The 15,630-nt window shown below is 62.7% G+C and carries 14 protein-coding genes; 3 read left to right on the forward strand and 11 right to left on the reverse strand.

The features are described from left to right. Window positions 1-345 precede the first annotated feature (345 nt). On the forward strand, window positions 346-1,647 hold the full coding sequence (locus BW934_RS03840; protein WP_076345265.1) for an MFS transporter: 1,302 nt from the start codon (window positions 346-348) through the stop codon (window positions 1,645-1,647). A gap of 196 nt (window positions 1,648-1,843) precedes the next feature. Then, entirely contained in the window at window positions 1,844-2,374 is a 531-nt protein-coding gene (locus BW934_RS03845) for a hypothetical protein (protein WP_084182459.1), read from the forward strand. A gap of 107 nt (window positions 2,375-2,481) precedes the next feature. Here BW934_RS03845 and BW934_RS03850 read toward each other — a convergent pair whose 3' ends face one another. The 10 genes from BW934_RS03850 to BW934_RS14955 all read right to left on the reverse strand — a co-directional run bounded on the left by BW934_RS03850 (window position 2,482) and on the right by BW934_RS14955 (window position 12,968). Then, window positions 2,482-3,552 carry an AI-2E family transporter gene (locus tag BW934_RS03850; RefSeq protein ID WP_084182461.1) on the reverse strand — a complete coding sequence of 357 codons (1,071 nt, stop codon included), beginning with the start codon at window positions 3,550-3,552 and terminating at the stop codon, window positions 2,482-2,484. Between the two features lie 215 nt (window positions 3,553-3,767). Next, entirely contained in the window at window positions 3,768-3,959 is a 192-nt protein-coding gene (locus BW934_RS03855; protein WP_076345269.1) for a hypothetical protein, read from the reverse strand. A 228-nt stretch (window positions 3,960-4,187) separates the two neighbouring features. Continuing rightward, a complete protein-coding gene (locus BW934_RS03860; protein ID WP_076345271.1) occupies window positions 4,188-5,333 on the reverse strand; it encodes a cysteine desulfurase family protein in 1,146 nt (381 codons plus the stop codon). Between the two features lie 19 nt (window positions 5,334-5,352). Beyond that, window positions 5,353-5,763, reverse strand: coding sequence for a cysteine metabolism transcriptional regulator CymR (gene cymR, locus BW934_RS03865; RefSeq protein ID WP_076345273.1), 411 nt, complete (start codon window positions 5,761-5,763; stop codon window positions 5,353-5,355). Further along, window positions 5,693-7,039: a replication-associated recombination protein A gene (locus BW934_RS03870; RefSeq protein ID WP_076345275.1), complete on the reverse strand. Its 1,347-nt coding sequence runs from the start codon at window positions 7,037-7,039 to the stop codon at window positions 5,693-5,695. Before BW934_RS03870 ends, cymR begins: the two co-directional genes overlap by 71 nt. 156 nt (window positions 7,040-7,195) lie before the next feature. Continuing rightward, window positions 7,196-7,381 (reverse strand): hypothetical protein, encoded by a 186-nt coding sequence (locus tag BW934_RS03875; RefSeq protein ID WP_076345277.1) that lies wholly within the window; start codon window positions 7,379-7,381, stop codon window positions 7,196-7,198. 11 nt (window positions 7,382-7,392) lie between these two features. Then, a complete protein-coding gene (locus BW934_RS03880) occupies window positions 7,393-9,045 on the reverse strand; it encodes a class I adenylate-forming enzyme family protein (RefSeq protein ID WP_234969534.1) in 1,653 nt (550 codons plus the stop codon). 96 nt (window positions 9,046-9,141) lie between these two features. Continuing rightward, window positions 9,142-10,944: an aspartate--tRNA ligase gene (aspS, locus tag BW934_RS03885; RefSeq protein ID WP_076345278.1), complete on the reverse strand. Its 1,803-nt coding sequence runs from the start codon at window positions 10,942-10,944 to the stop codon at window positions 9,142-9,144. Continuing rightward, on the reverse strand, window positions 10,945-12,207 hold the full coding sequence (gene hisS, locus BW934_RS03890) for a histidine--tRNA ligase (protein ID WP_076345280.1): 1,263 nt from the start codon (window positions 12,205-12,207) through the stop codon (window positions 10,945-10,947). A 614-nt stretch (window positions 12,208-12,821) separates the two neighbouring features. After that, window positions 12,822-12,968, reverse strand: a complete 147-nt coding sequence (locus tag BW934_RS14955; RefSeq protein WP_159437294.1) for a hypothetical protein — start codon at window positions 12,966-12,968, stop codon at window positions 12,822-12,824. Between the two features lie 121 nt (window positions 12,969-13,089). Between BW934_RS14955 and BW934_RS03895 the strand changes: the two genes are divergently transcribed. Further along, the gene (locus tag BW934_RS03895; RefSeq protein WP_076345282.1) at window positions 13,090-14,391 is read left to right on the forward strand and encodes a glutamate-1-semialdehyde 2,1-aminomutase; all 1,302 of its coding nucleotides are present in this window, start codon (window positions 13,090-13,092) and stop codon (window positions 14,389-14,391) included. 46 nt (window positions 14,392-14,437) lie between these two features. On the opposite strand, the gene BW934_RS03900 is transcribed toward BW934_RS03895, so the two are convergent. After that, window positions 14,438-15,526: a sodium:calcium antiporter gene (locus tag BW934_RS03900; protein WP_076345284.1), complete on the reverse strand. Its 1,089-nt coding sequence runs from the start codon at window positions 15,524-15,526 to the stop codon at window positions 14,438-14,440. Window positions 15,527-15,630: the final 104 nt, after the last annotated feature.

Consider the following 15,630-nt stretch of genomic DNA (forward strand, 5'->3'; position numbering starts at 1 on the left):
GTCGGTCATGCCACCGTGTGCCCCCATCCACCCGATCTGTACCGAATTTCTTTTTTTGGTGAACGCCCGTCCACCAACCGTGATACACACCGCGAGCATGCGCTTCTGGATCTCCGCCCTTGTGCCCACTTGACATCGACACAACTTGCGGCAGGAAAAGATACCCGCTTGTCGTATATCTATGGATATCGGTTCTCTTGAAGGCGTGCTTGGCTTGACCTCCCTACGTTCCTAGCTCCGGAGCGAGACCCTCGGCCGCGCTTCCACATCATCGTCGCTGCAACAAGATGGCTGCTATCGCTCGCGAAGCGTGTATGCCTACCACAAACGTTGGATTGAAAGACGGTGAATCTGTTGCGGATGACCATGCTGTATGTGCCCCCGCCGCCTTTTCGGGCCCTGTGGGCATCGGAGACCGCTCGCGTGTTTGCAGGCCAAATCATGTCCATCGTCCTGCCCTGGATGTACCTTCACCTGGTTCATTCGTCAGAATGGTACGGGTATCTCATGGCCGCGACGTCTGTTCCAAGGATCCTTGGCGCGGCGTCGGCCTCGTGGTTCAACACCAAGCGACCGGCCCTCTCTGTCATGCGCGTGGCCTCGATTGTGGCGGCCGTTTGCGCCGTAGGCCTCGTCACGTGCTTTTCCTTCTCGTTCCCCCGCCTGTGGGCACTTTTGCCGTTTGTGCTCCTGATGGCATTCACGGAAGGCGTGTATTTCCCGGCCATCGGGACGGCGGTCCCGCAGATGTTGCCTGAGGAATCTTGGCAGCAAGCCAACACCCTGATTCAAAGCACCAACCAAATCGGGCGCATGCTGCTGAGCTTCGTTCTGTCGCCCATCGCGGCCAAAATGTCCTATTGGACGTCGTTTTCATGTGTCGCTGCCTTGTACGTATTCACCAGTGCTGTGTTACCGCGAAATCAAAAGCACGCCCGCCCTGAGCAACAGGAGGAGGCTCTCGGTATCGGAGCCCACGGGGAGCATGGCGATCACGTCGCAGATCATGGAGGAACAACCTCGTCTGCGGAGACGGAATCCGAGGAGGCGAAACCCTCCAGCGCCTTCTGGCGCCGGCCCGATTTTCTCATCCTGCTCGGCCTGACCCTGGGCATCAACATTGGGTATATCGGGCCTACGGGTGTGGGCATTCCGCTGTTTGTTCGCTCCGCTCTGCACGGCAACGCGTCGACGTACGCGCTCATGGTCGGGTGCGAAGCCGCGGGATCTGTCGCAGGCGCGTTTCTGCTCATGATGACCAGGCGCTACCGGCTCACTGTATATCACTTGCTGTACGGACTCTACGCAGGCACGTTCTTTTGGCTTGTCATCCCCGTCCTTCCTCACGTCGCGTGGACCGCTTGCTTCATGGCGCTCAGCATGATGGCATTTACTTGGGTGAATATTCAGTCCATCTCCCTCATCCAAGTCTGGTTTCGCGGGCCGAGCCTTGGGGCCGTCATGTCCGTGCTGTGGACCGCCTCCATGATTCTTGGTCCTGTGTCGTACGCTATGGATGGCGCTTTGCTTCAATGGCTCGCGATTCCGACGCTCTTTGTCGCATCGGCATGTTTCATTGGCGCGATCGTCACAGCTGCGCTGTTCTGCGTTCGAATTCGACCGCAGTGGCTCCCCGAACAGCCGTAAACCGTGCGACCGAACAGAAGCCGCCTTTGACGAGCCGGGGGTTGGCCATTGGGGAGACCTCGACGAGATGTACCGCGTCAAGGGGGATGCGGGTACCAACACCCTGTCACGCGCGGGAACAGGTTCCTCGCCCGAGGCGACTCATCGGGTGTAACAACTTGAGGCCGCTTCGCGTCAATCGGATGGGGGGATGAACATGCGCATGTGGCTCATCGCGGCCAGTTCGATACTGGCGCTTTTGTTCCCGCTCAGCGAGCAAACCGGCGGTTCACCCGCCGTGAAGAAGGTGACGGCGCAGAAGGTGCAAATCCCGCCCGCAACGGAAATTCAACAGGTCTATATCATCGCGGGCCTCGCGGCGAGATGGTTTGCGCCCAACCGAGAAGCGGATGTCGTCTCCGAGATTGCGACGTGGCTCTCGCGGGCACAGCCGGTCGCGTTTCAAGTCCCTCAACCTGAAACGCGCATCGTGACGAATGCGAACATTGGCCCTGCTGAACTTGTGGTGCGGCTGTCCGCCGGCGAGGAGATGACCATTCAACCTGCCTTTTACGTGTCGGGCGCTGGCCACGCGCTATCCGAGGTCATCCACGACGTCCCTGGCGTCATCTCGTATCGAGTCGGGCATCAAACGTTGTACTTCAGGGACCCGGAGCTCTACCAGTGGTTGAAATCCAATGAATGGGAGTCGCAGTTCCACACCGAAGACCTTCGCTCCCCGTCGTGATCGCTTGGTCCCATCGCCAACGCTGGTCCTGGCCGCGGATCACGCGGCCCTTGGGACTAGCTAAGTCGAAGGAGGCACCGAAGACGGACGTCGTGGGCCGCATCGCTTCACCCCTTGGGCGCCACCGGGTCGCGAGCCCTTCTCCACTCGCTCCACACCACCTTGATCACCGCGAGGGCAGGCACCGCCAAGATGAGCCCAAGGATTCCCCCGGCTTCGCCCCCCACGATGAGCGCCGCCACGATGGCCATCGGGTGGAGGTGAAGCGTCCGCCCCATGATCTGCGGAGACAGGATATTGCCCTCAATTTGCTGAACCGCGATATTCACGATCACGACTTTGACAAGCATCGGCCACCCCGAGGTGGTCAGCGCGATGACGACCGCCGGCGCGATGCCGATGATCGGCCCGAGATACGGGATGATGTCGGCAAAGCCGAGGAACGCCGCGAGAACAAGCGCGTACGGCAGGCGGATGATGAGATAGCCAATAAACGACAAGACCCCGACGGCCAACATAATGAGGAATTGACCGCGCACATAGCCGCCTAGCGTCTCATCGATGGCTCGCAAGACAAGCCGCACGCGATGCTTGGAGTTGGCGGGCGCCATTCGCACCAACCCGCGCCCAATGGCCTTGGCATCTTTCAACATGTAAAACACGAGAAACGGGACGACGAACGCCATAAAAATGGCATTGAGCGTGCTCGTTACCACGGAAAACAGGCCCGTCGGCGCCACTTCCACGCGATGCTCGAGCTGATTCAGCGCGTTTTCGATGCCCGTCCGCAAGGCGTTGGGCAGGTAGGTCTTGCGGCTGTTGACCATGTCGATCCACCGGCTGACCTCGGCCGTGATCGCGGGCAGGCTGCTCGAAAGCTGCGCGATTTGCCGAGAAATCACGGGAATCAGATTCAACACGACGACGGCCAGCACGGCGGCGATCACGGCGTACACAATGAGAATGGCTGCAGAACGAGGCACCCGACGTCGGTGAAGGATGTCCACGGCCGGCTGCAAGATGTACGTGATGATGAGGGATGCCAGAAACGTGTAAAATAGGCTCGACAGTACGCCCCAGATGTCCAGGAACAAACTGCGCAAAAGCCCCGCGAGGTAGAGGCACAAAAGCGTCAGGGCAATGGACATCATGGCGCGGGCATAGCGCCCCGTTGGCAAGGCCATCTCCTCCCTCTGCGGCAGAGCCGGACAAGGGTCTACCGCAGAGTATATGCAGATCGGCCATCCATTATTTTCATTCCGGCGGATTTTTCGCCCGCGCCACTTCAGCCCATGCGCATTCCATGCGAAAGGAGCGACGCCACGCGCCGCTCCTTTCGCTCAACCGCCCTATGTCTTCTTATGTCTCTCGAAACGCCTGGGACAGGCCGAACTTAAGCCCCTGTGCCAAATTCGACGTCCGCATGATTGGCCTGGTCCACAACGATGAGCGACCCGTCCTCCGCAACTTCGTAAATCCGGACCTCATCGCCCGATACGTTGAACTCGGCGAAGCAGTTCCAGCAATAGTATTGGTTGGCACCGATTTTACCGACGTCTCGGCTCGTGCAACTCGGACACCGCATGACGTAGGTCCTCCCTTCTCGCCCTTGGAAGGCGCATTGCGGCACGCCCCATCTCTCTGGATGAAATTTCGAAACCTGCCAACAGTCTAACCACGGAAAATGAAGCCAAAACCAAATTTCAGGTTTCGAAATATCTATCCACCGAGATTCCGTGACCCATGCTACGCCTATCCATAGCGCATTGCAATGCAAAAACAGGAAAAGAACCTCGGTCAGGCGGGACAAATGTCACGAATTTGTGAAACGTGATCGCAGAGAAGCGACGACATTCGACACGATGCCTACCGCCTTCTCAATCTCTTCCATGGTGTTTTGCCAAGCGAAACTGAAGCGGACGGATTCGCGCGCTTCCTGCTCGCATCCCATGGCGCGGAGCACATGGCTGGGCTCGAGCGTGCCGGCCGTGCATGCCGCACCCGCACTGGCAGCGATCCCCTCGAGATCGAGGCGCATCAGCAGGACATCGTTGCGAATCCCGCGAAAACCCACGTTCAAGATGGAGCCAACCGCATCGCGCGGGCTGTTGCGATACACCCCTTCGAGGGACTCGACCCCGCGCCAAAACGCATCGCAAAGCGCCTCGACGTGGGCTCGATGGGCGTCAAAGTTCGCTGCGATCTCGGCCATCGCCACGTGAAACCCGACGATCGCCGCCACAGGCTCAGTGCCTGCTCTCCGCCGGTGCTCCTGTTGGCCCCCTGCGGCAAGCGCCACAAAAGGCGTGCCGGATCGAACGTAGAAGAGGCCCACGCCCTTCGGACCGTGGACCTTGTGGGCTGAAAACGAGGCGAGGTCCACCCCCAGGGAGGCAAGGGAGAGCCGGAGCATGGGAAGCGCCTGCACCATGTCGCTGTGCACGAGAATGGCGGGATCGACTTCCTTGACGCGCCGCGCGATCTCCGCCACGGGCTGCACGGTGCCCACCTCGTTGTTGACCAGCATCACGCTCACAAGGGCCGTGTCTGGACGGAGTGCGCGGACGACATCGTCGGGATCCACTCGCGCCTCCCTGTCTACGGGCACGAGCGTCACATCGGCGCCGAACAGGCGCAAGCGCTCGAGTGCCTCGAGCACGGCGTGGTGTTCGACGGCGGTTGCCACGACGTGGGTTCGGCGCGGCGCCTGCGCCAAGTAGGCGCCGTACAGGGCGAGGTTGTTCGCCTCGGTGCCACCGCTCGTGAAGGCGAGCTCGCGCGGGGAAGCGGAGAGCCAATCGGCGAAAAAGCGGCGCGCCTCCTCGACGGCATGGCGCGCCTCGCGACCGGCGCGGTGCAGGCTCGAGGGATTGCCGTAGACCTCGGACAGGTGGCGCTCCATCGCCTCGCGGGCCTTTGGGTGCATGGGCGTGGTCGCCGCATTATCCAAGTAAATCATCGCTGACACCCCGCGAGCGTCAAATGTAGTACATGTAGCCTTGAGACGACCCCTGGCGCAGCTCGACGAGATCCTGCAGGGTCATGGACGACAGGACGTCATGGATGGCGCTTCGCAGCCTGTCCCACAGCGCCTGAAGGCCATCGTCGACGTCTTCGTCGACGATGGTGATGGGCCCCTCGAGGGCGAGAAGTACGTCCTCAATGACAATCTCCCGTGGATGCCGCGCGAGCACGTATCCACCGTAGGCTCCCCGAATGCTCCGAACGAAGCCGCCGTTGCGAAGCGGAGCGATGAGCTGCTCGAGATAGTGTTCGGACAAGTTGTTGCGCTCCGCGATCGATTTCAGCGAAATGGGCTCATGGCTCTGCTGCTCCGCGAGATCCACCAGAAGCATCAGGCCGTAGCGCCCCTTCGTCGAGATCTTCATGGTCATCGTCTCCTTCCCGGTAGTACACGCGCGGCTCGACGCCGACGGGCCAATAGTTTTGCTCGACGTAATGACCCGGATAATCGTGCGGATACAGGTAGCCTTCCCCGTGGCCCAGGGCCTTCGCGCCCTGGTAGGCCGTGCTCCGAAGGTGAAGCGGCACCTCGAGCGGCAACCCGGCCCGGACATCCTCCATCGCCAGATTGATGGCCCTGTAGGCGTGGTTCGACTTCGGCGCCTTCGCAAGGTACGCGGTGACCTCCGCGAGCACGATGCGCGCCTCGGGCATCCCGATGGCCATCGCCGCCTGCCAACCGCTCACGGCGATGCAAAGCGCGTTGGGATCCGCCATGCCGACGTCTTCCGCGGCGAGGATCATGAGCCTTCGCGCGATGAAGGCGGGATCCTCGCCTCCCGCCAGCATCTTGGCGAGCCACAGCATCGCCGCGTTCACGTCCGATCCGCGCACGGACTTGATGAACGCCGAGATGGTGTCGTAATGGTCGTCCCCTGCGCGGTCATAGCGCGGCCCACCCGACGCCTCGAGCGCCACTTCCACTTCTTCCGCGCCAATTTCCGTCTCGCCGTCGGGGCCCACCCTCGCGGCAAACGCCGCAAGCTCAAGCAGGTTCAGAGCGCGCCGGGCGTCTCCGCGCGCCTGTTGAATGAGGATCCTCCGCGCGTTTTCGTCCAGCTTGACGCGCATGCGGCCGAGGCCGCGCTCCTCGTCCGCGACAGCCATGTCGAGGAGCCGCCCGACGTCCTCCGGCGAAAGCGGTTCGAGCCGAAACACGTGCGATCGCGACAGCAAGGCGGCGTTCACGTCGAAGTACGGGTTCTCTGTCGTGGCGCCGACGAGCGAGATCAACCCGGCCTCCACGTGCGGCAGGAGCGCGTTTTGCTGGCTCTTGTTGAACCGATGGATCTCGTCCAAAAAGACGACCGTCCGCCTCCCGTACAGATCCCGCTCCTCGCGGGCCGCATCCACCGCCTTGCGCACGTCCGCAATGCCCGAGGTGACCGCATTCAAAGGGATGAACCGCGCCTTGGTCTGGCGGGCGATGACCTCGGCGATGGTGGTTTTGCCCGTCCCAGGCGGTCCATAGAGGATGATCGACATCAACCGATCCCGCTCGATCATCTTGCGCAGCACGCCGTTTCGCCCGACGAGTTTCTCGTGCCCCACCATCTCGTCGAGCGATCTCGGCCGCATGCGATAGGCAAGCGGCGCTTCGCGCTCTGCTTCGTGTTCCGAAGCAAGTGAAAACAAATCCATCTGTGTTCGCCTCACAAGGCTGCTGCTCTGCTGCTCAATTCCTAGTCGTCCACTCAACTTTTAACGATTATACATGCTTTACGCCCGGAGGAAAAGGTGGGGGAGGGGTCCGCCGCGTTCGCAGACCCCTTGCTTCAAGCGGAGACCAGAGGGTGATCAGAGCCACAGTCCACGAGCGTGTCGAGGCCGCTTGACCGTGACCTCATGGGACACGGCCCATCGCGCCGGATGCAGCCGCACTTCACGGCAGCACATCCCGCGGGTGCCCGCCCACATCGAAAGCGCGATCTCGTCGCCCGGCAGCGGCCACGTTTGGCGCGCCGTGCCGGCCGCCTGCGACATTCGCGCGGACCCTATCGCGCTCCCGTGCGCTTTGCAGCCTCTTCTTCGGCCAGGACCCGGCGCATGATTTTGCCGGTCCCTGTCGCCGGCAGCGACTCGCGAAACTCGACGTGGCGCGGACACTTGTAATGTGCCAGGCGATCGCGGCTCCAGGCGATGATGTCCGCCTCGGTCACCCGCCCGATGTGCGACGGCTCCAAGACGACAAACGCCTTCACGACCTCCCCTTTTTGCGGGTCCGGCACCCCGATGACCGCCACCTGGCGGATGGCCTCGTGGCGAGCCAGCCAGTGCTCGACTTCCTCAGGGAAGACGCTGTATCCCGAGCACTTGATCATCTCTTTCTTTCGCCCTCGAAAGACGAGGTATCCTTCGTCGTCCATCAGCCCGATGTCGCCGGTGCGCAAGAAGCCATTCTGAATCGCCTCGCGTGTCGCGTCGTCTCGGTGGAGATACCCCTTCATGACGCCCGGACTCCGAATCCAGATCTCGCCCTCTTCGCCAGGCCCGAGCTCGCCAGTGGGATCATCCAGCGGCGCGATGCGAATCTGCGTACCTGGAATCGGCTTCCCGTGTGTCCCGTAACGGATGGCGTGAAGCGGCATTTGCGTGTCCGCCGTGTGGGTCTCGGTCAGCCCGTAGGCGGCCTCGTACAGAAGCGCGCCCGTAAGCGCTTTCCAATCGGCTGCGACGCGATCCGTCACAGGAACACCGAAGCTCGTACACGGGTTGAGGCGCAGACTCGAAAAATCCGTCGCGCCCGCCTTCGGATGTTGAAGGATGGCGAGGTTCATCGGCGTGATGGTGTACATCAGTGTGACGCGATGGCGCTGAATCGCCTCCATGACCCACTCTGCGTCGAATTTCGGAAACAAAACCAGGGTGGCGCCAGCTCGAACGGTCGCACACGCCCCCATAAGGAGACCAGCGATGTGGCAAAGCGGCATGACCCCGAGCACCACATCCGCCGCCGTCATCCCCGACGCTTGGACCACGGCGTTGGCTTTGTAGGCCGCATTCGCATACGTGAGCATCGCACCTTTGGGCATGCCGGTCGAACCGGACGTGTACATGATGAGGCTCGTGTCGTTCGGGTTGATCCGCACCGCGATGTCGCGCCCCAGCCGAGCGCTGAGAAGCGGAAGCAACGGGCGCCCTTCGGCCCGCGTGACCGACGCACCCGCGGGCGCTCCGGAAGGGTTCGAAAAGTCAGACGCAGAAGCCGTCAAGAGGTGCAAAACGCCCAACTTTTCGCAGACCGCGCCTGCGACGTCCAGGAGTTGCTCATCACAGATGACGGCCTTAGCTCCGACATCCTGCAGCTGATACTCGAGCTCCCACGCCTTGGCGAGCGGGCTCACCGGAGACACGGCCACGCCCAGGCGTTCGGCGCCAAACTTCGCGATGAGAAAGTGAGGCAGATTGGGCATGTAGAGGGCGATGACATCGCCTTGCGCGAGTCCAAGATCCTGTAACATCAGCGCGAAGGCCGATGCATAGGCGTCCAGTTCGCGATACGTGAGCGTGTGTCCGAGAAAACGCACCGCTTCGTGATCAGGCCGTTCCATGGCATGCTGACGAAGCCAATCGTGCAGGCAGAACATCAGGTTCGCGTCCCCCTTTTCGCGCGCGTCCGCCGTGTCTCGTCCAGGCGGTCGCCCCATCACGCACCTCTCTTTCACTCGTATTCCACAAGCGACTCGGCCATCCCTGCAGCGCCACGTCACAAAAGGCGCGGCTCATGGAGCCGCGCCCAACGGTCAGTCTTTCGTTTTTCGCACCCGCAGGTGAAGCACCTCAAGCTGTGCCTCGGAGACTTCGCTCGGCGCATCCACCATGAGATCTGTGCCGCTCGCCGTCTTCGGAAACGCGATCACGTCGCGAAGCGACTTTGCCCCGGTCAGCAACATGATGATGCGGTCCAGCCCGAACGCAATGCCCCCGTGCGGCGGCGTGCCATACTCAAACGCATTGAGCAGGAAGCCAAACTTCTCCTGCGCCTCTTCCGGTGAAAAACCGAGCGCCGCAAACATCTTCTCCTGCACGTCGCGGCGGTAAATGCGCATCGACCCGCCGCCAATCTCGTAGCCGTTCAGGACCATGTCGTACGCCTGTGCCCGCACGCGGCCTGGATCCGTATCCAGGAGCGGGATGTCCTCCTCCCGCGGCATGGTGAATGGGTGGTGCTCCGCCACCCAGCGCTTTTCCTCTTCGCCCCAGGAGAGAAGCGGAAAATCGGTCACCCATGCGAAGCGAAATTGGGACTCGTCGATGAGCCCAAGCTCCGCCCCAAGGTGCAGCCGGAGCGCACCCAGCGCCGGGAGCACCGTGTCACGCGGCCCTGCACCAATCAACACCAGGTCCCCGGGTTTGGCGCCCGCGCGTTCCGCGATGCGGCGGAAGATGTCGTCCGTGAAGAACTTCGCGATGGACGACTTAAACCCATCCTCTTGCACCGCGACGTACGCGAGACCGCCGAGCCCATACGGCTTGACGAACGCGACGAGATCGTCCGTCTGCTTGCGGCTGTACGAGGCACATCCTGGCGCGACGAGCGCCCGAATCACGCCGCCTTTTTCCAAGACGTCCGCGAAGACCCGGAAACTCGTGCCTTCGAACAGATCGGCGAGATCGGCCATCTCCATGCCGAAACGAAGGTCCGGCTTGTCCGATCCGTATTTGTCCATCGCTTCTTGGTATGGGAGGCGCAAGAAGGGCCGAGGCACGTCGATGCCCGCGACTTCCTTGAAGACGGAGGCCATCATCTCCTCCATCATCGACATGAGCTCCTCCTTCGGGAGAAACGAGGTCTCGATGTCGAGCTGCGTAAATTCCGGTTGCCGATCCGCCCGCAGGTCCTCGTCGCGGAAGCACCGCGCCACCTGGTAATACCGCTCAAAGCCGGCCACCATGAGCAACTGCTTGAAGATCTGCGGCGACTGAGGAAGTGCGTAAAATTCCCCAGGCTGCAAACGGCTCGGAACCAGGTAATCGCGCGCCCCCTCCGGTGTCGACTTGGTCAACATCGGCGTCTCGATCTCGAGAAAGCCGCGATCGTCCAGGTACCTGCGGAAGGCGCGGATGGCCTGGTGGCGAAGCGCGAAGATGCGCTGCATCTCGGGGCGGCGCAGATCCAGGTAGCGGTAGCGAAGCCGCACCGGTTCTTCGACCTGAATGCCGTCCTCGATGTAAAAGGGCGGCGTCTTCGCCGAACTCTCGATGCGCGCGTGCCTGACGACCACTTCGATCTGACCCGTCTCAATCTTCGGATTGACGGTGTCTGGATCGCGCTTTGCCACCGTTCCATCGACGACGACGACGTACTCGCTCCGCAGCCGGTCGGCGACCTCCATCGCCTCCTCGGACGTGCCGCGGCCGCGATCGAACACGAGCTGCACGATGCCGGAGCGATCCCGTAGGTCGACAAACACCACACTGCCGAGATCGCGCCGCCGCTGCACCCAGCCGGCCAGGCGCACCTCCGATTGCGGTTCGACACGAACCGTATCCGCGACCCAATGGGTCCGCCAGCGCGACGCCGCGATTTGCTTCTCCTCCACCACTTACGACCATCCTCCTTCGCGAATCCGATCCGCCAACTGTCCGAATGGCACATCGCGCTGCTCACCCGTCGCCAGGTGCTTGACGGTGGCAGCGCCCTTGGCGAGCTCACTCTCGCCGATCACGACCGCAAATCGCGCCTGCGCCCGGTCAGCCTGCTTGAACTGGGACTTGAGGCTGCGGCCTTGATAGTCGCGATCGCAGCGCACACCGAGCCGGCGAAGCGACGCGAGCACGGCCATGGCCGTGTGCTCAGCGGTCTCGTCGGCGACACAAATGAACGCGTCGAGCGGCGTTTTGGCGCCGAGGGAGACCCCTTGCTCTTCAAGCACCTGGATGACGCGGTCCATGCCGGCCGCAAAGCCGATGCCGGGGATCTCGGGCCCGCCGAGCTCTGCCACCAGGCCGTTGTACCGGCCGCCGCCGAGCACCGTGGAGAAGTGAGGCACCGTGATCTCCCACGCCGTCCGCGTATAGTAGTCGAGGCCGCGAACCAGCGACTTCTCCAGGCGATACGGCACGTCCATCGCCCGCAAATATCCCTCGACGGCCTGCAGGTGGCTGCGGCATTCGTCGCACAGCTCGTCCACGATGTACGGGACATGCGCCTCGCGCAGCACCTGTTGACACGATTCGTTCTTGCAGTCAAAGAGGCGGAGCGGATTCTTGTCCAAGCGCACCTGGCAGTCGCCGCAGAGCTCGTCCTTGTGCGGAAGCAGGCGCTCGATCATCTTCTCGCGGTGGCGAGGCCGGCAGACGCTGCAACCGACGGAGTTCAACTCCACGGTCATGTCGCGCATCCCGAGGCGCTTGAGAAGCGAGTAACCGAGTTCAATGACTTCGGCGTCGATGGCCGGGAGTTCAGACCCGAGGACCTCCACCCCCACCTGGTGAAGCTGGCGCAACCGCCCGCGCTGAGGTTTTTCGTACCGGAACATGGGGCCAAGATAGTACACTTTGGTCAACTGGCCCTGCCCGTAGAGCTTGTTTTCCACGTAAGCCCGGACGACGCCGGCCGTGCCCTCTGGGCGCAGCGTGACGCTGCGGCCGCCGCGATCGAGAAAGGTGTACATTTCTTTCGATACGATGTCTGTTGTCTCCCCGACGCCGCGCTCAAACAGTTCAGTGTGCTCAAAAATGGGCGTGCGAATTTCCTCGTAATTCGCGCGGTCAAACACGTCTCGGACGACAGCTTCGAGCGCCTGCCAGGCCTCTACGGCGCCTGGCAAGATGTCTTGCGTGCCCCTTGGCCGCCGAATCTCCACAGGCGAACCCTCCTTTTCGGCCGACGGATTCGGCCGTCTTCATTCTCTCGTTTCCATACACGCTCATTTCCAGGTCGCTTGGCACCTCACGCCCCGATGCTTCCGCGCGAAAAAGCGCCCTTTCGTCGATGCCGATGCCCATCGGCAGGGACGAAAGAGCGCTTCCGCGGTGCCACCCTGCTTGAACCTGCACAGCACATGTGCAAGCCCCTCTCTTCGGCTTAACGCGCCGTCCACGCACGTCCACCGCCCAAGCGGCACACGCGGTATCCGAAGCCGTCTTTCCAAACGCAGGCTGGAGTCGCTTGCAGCCACGGCGCACTCTCTCTGGAACAGCCCAAACCGCTTGTACTCTGCTTCTTCATCTACGTTTGCGATATGAACGTCGAAACGATGCTATGGCGAATTATAAGGAAGGCGGAAAGGCTGTGTCAAATGTGCGGGCATGGCATCGCAAGCGAGTTGCGCCATGATGCCAAACCTCGGTCTCCAGGGCCTCCAAAGCGGTGATGCTCCGCGCGACGGACGGCCAGGGATGGAACGGGGCGAAACGCGTCGCCCCCATCCGCGCGCTTCACAAACGGACACTTCAACTCATGGTGTGGTGGCACACCTCACCGTTGGCTCGGTTTCGGGTTCTGGGGTTTCTCGACCCAATGGACAGCATCGCCAGACAGAATGCGCAGCTCGTCGCTGCGGACCAGGGTTCCCCCGCTCTGCTGCATCAGTTGACGCTCGAGCGCAAGCGCAGGCATCCGCATGCCGTCTCCTCCCCACGCTTTTTCCCTACCATGCCCCCTGCGCGCGCCGTTCATCCGTCCGAGGAGACATTGACTCCGCGGCGCGGAGTTGAAACAATGGTGCGCGGAGGAGGAACTTGGCATGGAACGACGGCAATCCGAAATCTGGTTCGCACGAGCGCAGCAAGTCATTCTCGGAGGCGTGAATAGCCCGTCGAGATCGTACAAATCCGTCGGCGGCGGCACGCCTGTGGTCATGGTCCGCGGAGAGGGCCCGTACCTGTTCGACGCGGATGGGAATCGCTACATCGACTATCTCGCGGGCTACGGGCCCTCCATCCTCGGCCACGCGCATCCGGCGATCACCCGCGCCATCCAAGAGGCGGCGACCGATGGCGTCCTGTACGGCACGCCGACGCCGTATGAGGTGGAGTTCGCGGAGATGTTGCGCAATGCCATTCCCGACCTGGAGCGCATTCGATTCGTCAACTCAGGCACGGAGGCCGTGATGACCTGCATTCGCGTCGCGCGCGCGTTCACGGGTCGCACCAAGGTGCTGAAATTCGCCGGATGCTACCATGGGCACTCCGACGCCATGCTCGTGGCGGCAGGAAGCGGTCCGTCGTCGATCGGCGTGCCCGACAGCGCGGGCGTCACGCGCAACGTCGCGAGCGAAATCGTGACCGTGCCCTTCAACGACCGCGCCGCCCTGAAACAGGCGCTCGCCGCACATGGGGACGAACTTGCGGCCATCTTGGTCGAACCCATTGTCGGCAACTTCGGCATCGTGCCGCCCGTGGACGACCGCTACCTCGCGGACGTGATCGATCTCGGCCACGAAGTGGGTGCCCTCGTCATTTTCGACGAGGTCATCACCGCGTTTCGCTTTCATTACGGGAGCGCGGCCCAACTCTACGGCGTCCATCCAGATCTGTACGCTCTGGGAAAAATCATCGGCGGCGGCCTGCCCATCGGCGCCTACGGCGGTCGCCGGGATGTGATGGAACAAGTGGCGCCTCTCGGACCGGCGTACCAAGCGGGCACCATGGCCGGCAACCCGCTCTCCATGCGCACGGGCATGGCCTGCTTGCGCGCGCTCGCCGATCCCCGCGTCTACGACGAGATGGCCAGGCGCGCAGCGTACCTCGTGGACGCTGCCGAATGCGCGGCACGTGCTTCCGGCATCGATATCGTCGTCAATCGCGTGGGCGGCGCCTTCACCATCTATTTTGGGCGCGATCCCGTCCGCGACTACGACGCGGCCACTCGAACGGACAGCCAGCGCTTCGCGCGCTTCTTCCACCTGTTGTCCGATCGCGGCATTCTCATCGCGCCATCGAAGTACGAAGCCTGGTTTGTCTCCGCGGTGCACAGCGACAAGGACGTCGAGGAGACGGCCGAAGCGCTGGAAGAGGTCTTTCACGCGCTTCGTCAAGAGGCGTAAGGCGGCCGGCCACGGGCACAAGAGGCGTGGGTGCGACCCGCGGCCTTCATCGCGCGGCGCGGCGCCGGACCAACATGCTGGCGCTCTGCACCGCAAGGCCCAAGAGAACCAGCATCAACGCAAGCCGCGCGGGAGGGGAGAGCGCGTTGGCGGGAAACGCGACGAGGGGAAAGGCGAAATACCCGGAAGCGGCGAGAAGGAGCGGCCAAATCTGGACGTGCGGCGCCTGGCGACTGGCGACCATCAAGAGGAGCGCGGCGGCAAGCGTCAAGGCGGCCGCCCACCAAGCGGCCGGCGAAAACGTCCAGTCGGTGAACATCACGCCGATGGCCGGCACAAGCGTCCCCTGAAAGACCATGGCTCCGGTGACATTGCCCACCGCGAGGCCATCCTTCCCCTCCCGCATCCACACCACGCTGTTCAACGTCTCCGGGAGTTCGGTGGCGATGGGCACAATGAGCGCCGAAAGGAGAAAGGCAGGCAACTGCACGCGCGCGGAGAGGACTTCGACACCCTTGGTCAAAAGATGCGCCCCGCACACCACGAGCGCAAGCGCGGCGACGAGCTGGAAGAGAACAGACGTCAGGTGCGGCCGGCCGTCGCCGCGCTGAAGATAGAGAGGCTTAAGTTTCGCGGCCGATCCCGCCTGTCGCCCGGCGCGCACGTGCATGGCGACAAACGCCACGTACGAGCCGACGAGCGCACACGCCGTCGCCAAACGGACGGGCCGGGCAGGCCAGATGGCTGGGACGAGCGCGAGCGAAAATCCAATGGTGAAAAAGACGAGATCGCGCGCAAACACGTCGGCGGACACCGCGATTTCGCGCCGAGCTCGGCCTGTCCGCAACAGCACGGCAGAAAGCGCGAGCATGAGGCTGCCGAGGGTCACCAGGAGGAAGGGCGCTCCCAGGATGCCCCCGATGCCGACCTGCTCGGCCTCGCGGCCCCCGCGCAGGACAAGAGCCGTCACGGGCACCGCCGTCTCGGGCAGCGCCGTGCCAAGCGCCGCGAGCACGCTTCCGACGGCACCTTCGCCGAGTCCCAGCGTGAGTCCGAGCCACTCCACGGCATTCGTCAACAGCTCCGCGGCAAACAGCACCATACAGAGCCCACAGAGCATTTGAACGGCCGTCACCTCGTCCACCTCCCGCGCACAGATCCCTACACCTGTACGCGAGGCGGGCCTTGCCTATGACAAGCACCTGAGGACGCCCGCCCGTTCACGCTCCGCACGGTGGA

This window comes from Alicyclobacillus vulcanalis (assembly GCF_900156755.1).
Classification (GTDB): domain Bacteria; phylum Bacillota; class Bacilli; order Alicyclobacillales; family Alicyclobacillaceae; genus Alicyclobacillus; species Alicyclobacillus vulcanalis.